7 protein-coding genes are annotated in these 7,478 nt (G+C 45.5%); 1 reads left to right on the forward strand and 6 read right to left on the reverse strand.

What is annotated here, in order from left to right; all coding sequences use genetic code 11:
* Positions 1-122 precede the first annotated feature (122 nt).
* The 5 genes from EKG39_RS11200 to EKG39_RS11220 form a co-directional block, all read right to left on the reverse strand.
* Positions 123-1,661: an AbgT family transporter gene (locus EKG39_RS11200; protein ID WP_126505816.1), complete on the reverse strand. Its 1,539-nt coding sequence runs from the start codon at positions 1,659-1,661 to the stop codon at positions 123-125.
* A 176-nt stretch (positions 1,662-1,837) separates the two neighbouring features.
* Positions 1,838-2,686 (reverse strand): 3-deoxy-8-phosphooctulonate synthase, encoded by an 849-nt coding sequence (gene kdsA / locus EKG39_RS11205; RefSeq protein ID WP_126505817.1) that lies wholly within the window; start codon positions 2,684-2,686, stop codon positions 1,838-1,840.
* 139 nt (positions 2,687-2,825) lie between these two features.
* On the reverse strand, positions 2,826-4,079 hold the full coding sequence (locus EKG39_RS11210; protein ID WP_126505818.1) for a DUF819 family protein: 1,254 nt from the start codon (positions 4,077-4,079) through the stop codon (positions 2,826-2,828).
* Between the two features lie 331 nt (positions 4,080-4,410).
* Positions 4,411-5,199 carry a transglutaminase family protein gene (locus tag EKG39_RS11215; protein WP_126505819.1) on the reverse strand — a complete coding sequence of 263 codons (789 nt, stop codon included), beginning with the start codon at positions 5,197-5,199 and terminating at the stop codon, positions 4,411-4,413.
* Complete coding sequence (locus EKG39_RS11220) at positions 5,199-5,594, reverse strand: SirB2 family protein (RefSeq protein ID WP_126505820.1); 396 nt, start codon at positions 5,592-5,594, stop codon at positions 5,199-5,201. Before EKG39_RS11220 ends, EKG39_RS11215 begins: the two co-directional genes overlap by 1 nt.
* 128 nt (positions 5,595-5,722) lie before the next feature.
* Between EKG39_RS11220 and EKG39_RS11225 the strand changes: the two genes are divergently transcribed.
* Positions 5,723-6,154, forward strand: coding sequence for a GNAT family N-acetyltransferase (locus EKG39_RS11225; protein ID WP_126505847.1), 432 nt, complete (start codon positions 5,723-5,725; stop codon positions 6,152-6,154).
* Positions 6,155-6,667: 513 nt separating this feature from the next.
* Here the strand turns inward: EKG39_RS11225 and EKG39_RS11230 are convergent.
* A complete protein-coding gene (locus EKG39_RS11230) occupies positions 6,668-7,009 on the reverse strand; it encodes a DUF6970 domain-containing protein (RefSeq protein ID WP_126505821.1) in 342 nt (113 codons plus the stop codon).
* Positions 7,010-7,478 lie beyond the last annotated feature (469 nt).

Genomic DNA, 7,478 nt, shown 5'->3' on the forward strand with positions numbered 1-7,478 from the left:
CGACCCAAAACAGAGGAAAATTAGCGATACTCATTATCAGTTAAAGTAATAGTGAGCCCCGAACAATTCGGGGCTTTAATCTGATATCGCTATCTGATGATAGCTGACAATTGGTCCAACACTTAGTAAGTGTAACTGGCCCCCAAGCCTAGTGGCATACCAATCGACCAATAAATCAGTAACCAACTACTCCACAATGCAAGCAAACAAAGACTAAAAGGTAACATCATTGAAATGAGGGTACCGATACCGATATCTTTCACGTAGCGCTGACAATAGACAACGACAAGTGGAAAGTACGGCATTAATGGAGTAATAATGTTGGAACTGGAATCACCGACACGGTAAGCCGCTTGTGACAGATCCGGGCTGATATTCAATTGCATTAACATAGGCACCAGCACCGGACCAATTAAGGCCCACTTAGCCGATGATGAACCGACAAACAGGTTCACGAAGGCGACTAAGATGATCAACCCCACTATGGTCACTTCAGCTGACAAATTCATCGCCTGAAGACCACTTGCCCCTTCAACCGCGATTAGCGCTCCTAAGTTTGATGCTGAAAACGCCGCCACAAATTGAGCACAGAAAAATGCCATCACGATATAGTGAGACATTCCACTCATCGACTTAGACATGGCTTGCACGACATCAATCGAATTTTTAAAGGTGCCGGTCATATAACCATAAATCATCCCGGGGATCACAAAGAAGATGAAGATCAGTGGCACGATTGACTGCATTAAGGGGGCGCTGAAACTGGTGAGCGAGCCATTAGCGTCACGTAGTGTTGAGGTTTCAGAGACTGTGAGCGAGAAGAAGCCGATAACAGCAGTCAGCATAATAAAGGTGGCAACACGAAATGCTTTCTCCTCTTTAGGTGTGCTCTCTTCCATAGAAGGCACATCAACCTCTTCGGTATTAACCTTATGAGTACGGTTCAACCTGGGCTCCAGTACCTTATCGGTCAGATACCAGATAATTAACATGATAGGAATGCAGGAACTTGCGGCGAAGAACCAGTTGTTCAACGGGTTAATCTGAATATCCGGGTCAACAATTTGCGCTGCCGACTGAGTAAAGCTTTGCAGTAGCGGATCGATACCCGACGGAATAAAGTTAGCACAGAAGCCACCTGACACACCGGCGAAAGCAGCAGCAATACCCGCTAACGGATGACGGCCTACGGTAAAGAAAATCACCCCGGCAAGCGGAATAACCACCACGTAACCAGCATCTGTAGCGGTATGAGAGATAATCCCCACCAAAACTACTGCAGGCGTTAAAAACTTAAGCGGGGTGACTTTGAGCATCTTCTTAAGTGCGGTATTAATAAAGCCAGAATGCTCAGCAACACCGACACCTAACATAGCGACTAATACCACGCCCAGTGGGGCAAAGGCCGTGAAAGTGGTTACCATGCTGGTTAGAAAGTGAGTCAGCGCCTCGGCACTCAGCAAGTTTTTAACTTCTATGGGAGAACTGGTTCTGGGATCTATGGCCTCAAAACTGACACCAGACAGCAGTGCCGATAGCCCCCACACCGCAAAGAGTAAAATAAGAAATAGCATTGCGGGATCGGGGAGTTTATTTCCGACCCGTTCAATTCCATCTAACACCCGCCCGAGTTTACCCGGAGCTGCCAGTTCATTTGCCATAGCCAATCACCCTCTACTCATTAAGCGCTCCTCACTTTTTGACAAAAAGCGGGCGCAACATTTTTTATGTCGCAGCAGGATACAGATGCACTCTGTAATCAACCTTAATCCTAGTTAAAAAGCAAAAAAAAGCCCCGGTAACGACCGGGGCTTTAAAAATAGAGCGTTAGCGAGTGCTACTTACTGGTATCGATAGCATCGAATGACTTAACCAAATCATCGACCGCTTTCATCTGACTCAGATACGCTTCTAACTGATTGAGCGGCAGTGCACATGGGCCATCACACTTAGCATTATCAGGATCGGGATGTGCTTCGATAAACAGACCGGCCAAGCCAAGTGCCATACCGCTACGGGCAAGTTCTGTAGCCTGAGCGCGACGACCACCGGCACTATCGGTACGTCCACCGGGGCGCTGTAGTGCATGAGTAGCATCGAAGATCACCGGGTAACCGGACTGCTTCATCTCATCCATGCCTAACATATCAACCACTAAGTTGTTATAACCGAAGCTGCTGCCACGCTCACACAAGATGATCTTATCGTTACCGGCTTCGTTGAACTTAGTAATGATATGGCGCATCTCATGAGGTGCTAAGAACTGAGGTTTCTTAACATTGATGATGGCGTCTGTTTTAGCCATGGCGACAACCAGATCCGTTTGACGGGCAAGGAAGGCCGGCAGTTGGATTATATCGACGACTTCTGCCACGGGAGCACATTGATGCGTCTCGTGAACATCTGTGATAAGAGGAAGATTAAAGGTCGATTTAATCTCTTGGAAGATCTTCAAGCCCTCTTCCATCCCCGGACCACGGTATGAATTTACTGAAGAGCGGTTAGCCTTATCGAAAGACGCTTTAAAAACATAAGGAATACCAAGCTTTTGAGTCACTTCGGCGTAAGTTTCAGCAATCTTCATTGCTAAATCACGCGACTCAAGCACATTCATACCGCCGAATAACACGAAAGGTTTATCGTTTGCGATCTCGATTGAACCCAGATCTATGACTTTATTACTCATCAGAACTTCTCTCTTAAAGAGCCGAGGCGATGCATCGGCGTGAATCAATTTGGTTTAACGTCTACTTTTCGGCCCAACCCACTTACAGTATGCCACCATCCAGAGTATAGATAACAAGCTGAAACCTAGAAACTGGAAACTAGGATGCGATGATCTGCAAAATTTGTCCGCACATCCACGCCATATAGGTTCCAACAGCATAGCCTAGTACCGCCAGTAACACACCAACGGGGGCTAAAGCCGGATGGAATGCTGCAGCGACTACGGGCGCGGATGCTGCTCCGCCTACGTTGGCCTGGCTACCTACCGCCATATAGAACAGTGGTGCCCGAATCAACTTGGCCACAATCAGCATAAAGCTCGCATGAACGACCATCCATATTATACCGATAGCGAAGTACCAGAGGTTGTCGGGATCGGCAAGTTTTGACACATCCATATGCAGGCCGATAGTTGCGACCAGAATATAGAGGAATGCCGAAGCCACTTTAGAAGCGCCAGCCGCCTCAAGATGACGTACCGGGCTAAATGACATAGCCAGACCAATACTGGTCACAGTCACGATTAACCAGAAAAACTTAGATGTCAGGCTGTAATCGCGAGTCCATGGGTAGTTAGCTTCGAAGAATGGGCCAAGGAAATCGGCTACGACATGAGCCAAGCCGGTAACACCGAAACCAACCGCCACGATCATCATCAAATCATTTAAGCTCGGGATCCGCGCATTCTCGGCATGATACTTTTCCACTTTCTCTTTGAGTCGCTCGATAGCGCTTGTATCGGCACCTGTCTTCTTGTCTATCTGTTTAGCTTTAGATGCCATAAACAGCAACACCGCCATCCAGATGTTGGCCACAATAACATCGACTGTCACCATGATAGAGAAGATGTCACCACCCGCTTCATATATTTCTTTCATCGCGGCCTGGTTGGCACCGCCGCCAATCCAGCTGCCTGCCAGCGTGGTCATCCCCCGCCAAACGGCTTCGGGCCCATGACCACCGATGATCTCGGGATTAAGGCTGGAAATAATAAGCAGAGCAATTGGCCCACCAATCACGATACCAACCGTACCGGTCAGGAACATGATGATCGCTTTTGGCCCCAGAGAGAGAATCGCTTTTAGATCGACACTTAATATAAGCAACACCAGACACGCAGGTAACAGGTAGCGAGATGCAACGAAGTAAAGTTGCGATGAATGTCCGTCGATAATATTAAATGTGTTGAGCAAAGATGGCAGGAAATAGCACATCAATAACGCCGGAATGAACTTGTAGAACTTCTTCCAAAAGGGATGATTACTATGACTGGTATAAAATACGAAGCCTAAAATCACGGCCAACAAGCCTAAACCTGTGGCATCGTTCGTCACTAAAGCGGTACTACTCATTCGGTGTTATCTCCCTACCCGGCAATTTGTTGTTTGTTTATAGTTATGATTATTATGGTTTTTATTGTTTCTTACTTTATTACTTTTGTACGTTTACTGTTTTATTTGATCTTATTTAAAATTAGTTTTCAGGTGAAATTTAGCGAATTTTTTGCCAACTGTTCCCGACTGAACCAGAAAAGGGAAAACAGCGAAGAGTGCAGCACAAGATTTTATTCTTAATTGAAAGAATATGAATCACCAGCCCTGCAACTTCATGCTATAGCTTCTTATCCAGCCGCATCTTGTCTCATTTTGAGATGACATGAGAAGAAACTAATGCGAGAAGAGACTAATGATAGATCTCTTGTTCCTCTTTGAGCTCTTTCAATTGCATCTTAACTAACTCAATCACAGGATCATGAGGGCTGTTATCGACAAAATGTTTCAAGTCGGCAGCCGCCACGCTGATACAGCCTAGCTGCTGCGCGATAAAAGCGCGTTCACGATTAAGATTCAGATCGTCCTCGTGCCACTGCAGTAACAAGTTACAGCACTCCATAGCCGGCTCAAACTTATGCGTGACAATACTGCCGGCCTTAAGCTCATGTATCATTCTGGATATCAGCCGCTTCAGACTGGCAGGTTTCAAGTAATTTGGCTTGAAAGGTGCACCATTCCCCATCTCCCCCCGAACCAAAGCATGCAATTGATGACGGGTCAGACTATCACCGGTCAAGGGGTCAATATAACGAACCTCATCATCGATTCGACTACAAAGCACCGTAGTTCCGGGAAGCAGTAGCGGTTCGAGGTTAAGATCCAGCTGTTTGGCCAGTAACATGAGCACTGTCGCCAATGTGGTGCTGTTTCCTTGCCGACTGATAATACAGCTTCCCAGATCCGCGGCTTCTACACTGAAATAAGACTCTCGCGCACAAAAGCCAAGATCTTGATAGAACCAGCGTAATAGGCCATCTAACCTTGCATGTCTATCCACAACATAATGACTCAGTACTGAGCCAGCAATCTCAAGCCAAGCCCATTTCGCGGACTCGACCTTGGAGAAGCCCAAATGTTCGGTGATTTCAAATGCCGATTCGGGAAGTTGAATCGTCTCTTTCAATGTAAAAGTTGTCATTATCCCAACAGCATCGCTTGTTTAAACATGGCCAGTTTTGCAGCGTAAACTATCCAGCCTATCGCACCGAGACCCGCAAAGACTTTGAACAGGGTATTTCTCTGTGCCTTGAGCGCAATCGTTGCCAGGAAGATGTAAGCAACAACAGCCCCTAACTTCTCAGATAACCAAGGGTCGACAAAAGGATACTGCTTAATAAGAACACAGAGGAGCAAGCCCGATAACAACAGGAAGGTGTCGATCACATGGGGGGCGATTTTGACCAGCTTCTTATCCATAATTGGAGATTGACGCAGGTGCAATACAAAACGTACCAGGAAAAACAAGACGCTAGCCGCAACCAGAGTCAAATGAAGATGCTTAATCACCGGGTAAAGACTGTAGAAAGTTTCCATTAATAGTTCTTATTTGGCTGACAAAGGCGGTAGTGTACCCGATCCCCTCCCCCATCACCAATATCATGGTCAGAATCTCTGCAAACGGTTAGAATCTCTACAAACTGGTATTCAATATGGAAAAGCTTATGACCCCCACTTTCACACCTGATTTTACCCTCGACGACAGTAAAGAGTTTGCCAACGCCGTCGAAGATAAGATCGCCGAGTTTAACTGGCAGAACTGGGAGGTCTCGGAGCGGTTACCCCTGGGGTTAAAACTCGAAGGCAAAGACGGCGAGTTATTGGCAGGATTCTCAGCCAGGACATTCGGTAACTGGCTACAGATAGACAACCTATGGGTAAGTGAGACACTAAGAGGGCAGAACATAGGTAGTCAATTATTGGCGCAGGCCGAAGCTATTGCCATCGAGCGCGGTTGTATCTACACCCTCCTCGACACCCTGAACTTCCAGGCCCGCCCCTTCTACGAAGCCCGTGGCTACACAGTCCAGTGGACTCAGGAAGCCTACCCAAAAACCGGCTGTAAATACTTTATGGTAAAGAAGTTGGTGGCATAGAGATAAGCCATTATCATTTTTTAGTTAGCGTTTATTCACTTGCCGGATAACAAGTTTCAAGTATCTTCTTAGGTTGGGTTCATTGGACAGCTTTTGCTGCTTAGATAGTTAGCTGAATAATCTAGTTTCAATGTGATCTATAGCCTGCGCTAGTGCCGTGCAGGGATGCACAAATGTCGTGGTGGCAGGATGCCAGTAAATGACCTGAATGTGTAAACACTTCTGTGAGTCGCCGTAAATCCTTCCATGGAGGCTCTGCCAAATCATCCCGGTTTTGGAAGCTCACAGCCGCGTCCACACTCGAGTATTCATTTCTTCTATTTAACTTCTAATGATTCAAACACGCTTTTGGACAAAAGTCAGTTAGAGTCTAGCTCCTAGTTTAAATGAGAAAAGTATGGCAATCGGATATGCGGTAACGCCCTTGTTAACAGGCAAAATATTGTTGGCTAAAATTTGAGAAACGAAAATAGTCAATTGTATTTTGTCCTGTTGAACAGTTTGTTAGGTGATTTAATTTTTTTCATACACGGTGCGAAGTAACTTCCCTGACTTTGGAAAATCTCTGCATTCGTTTTCCCATCTACCTACAAAACCAATGAAGATACAGAGGGTTTTTCCTTTTTCAGAGCGCATGCTACCACCTAAATCACAACAAGCATTCGCTTTAAACACATATACTTTAGTGCCTTTGTACATATGCTTCGTTACTACCACTGGTAGCTTACTTTTTCTTATTTCCTTAAGTTCAAGATTAAGCCATTGGGGGAAGCCATTAAATATAGGTTCTTGTGTTTTAGCACTGATAGAAACCAGAAAAAAACACAAGAAGACAAATATGGTTCTCAATAACACTATGATTCACCTAACACTTGTATAGTGCGCATGCGCGTATATTTGGCAAAACGCGCATGCACATTTATTAAACCTATTATCTAAGCCTCGCTTTGGTAAAGCTATTGATTCATAAGCACTCTATCAGGATGGCGAAGAAAAAACGAGCACGCTTAACCGAATAGGTTTGCATTGATACAGAGGTCTTACTGAAGGCAACCAGTTATTGCCGTAAATGGGTTAGTAAAGCTAGGTCAACTGACAGGAAATTTATCTAGGCTGCTTACCAAATGTAACTCTTTATGGGGCATTTCCAAGTTAGAGGCTGCCCCAAAAAGCTCTAATCGAAGAGAGAACTTTCTCGTAAACCAGCCAGTGTAGATAATTGGACTCCCCACTTTCTAATCAGTTACGGTATATCTCAATTCTCACGAGATTTCGGAGTCCAAAATGAAAAGTACTATTGTTGGTGTTGATCTGGCTAAAAATG

The organism is Shewanella atlantica (genome assembly GCF_003966265.1).
Lineage (GTDB): Bacteria > Pseudomonadota > Gammaproteobacteria > Enterobacterales > Shewanellaceae > Shewanella > Shewanella atlantica.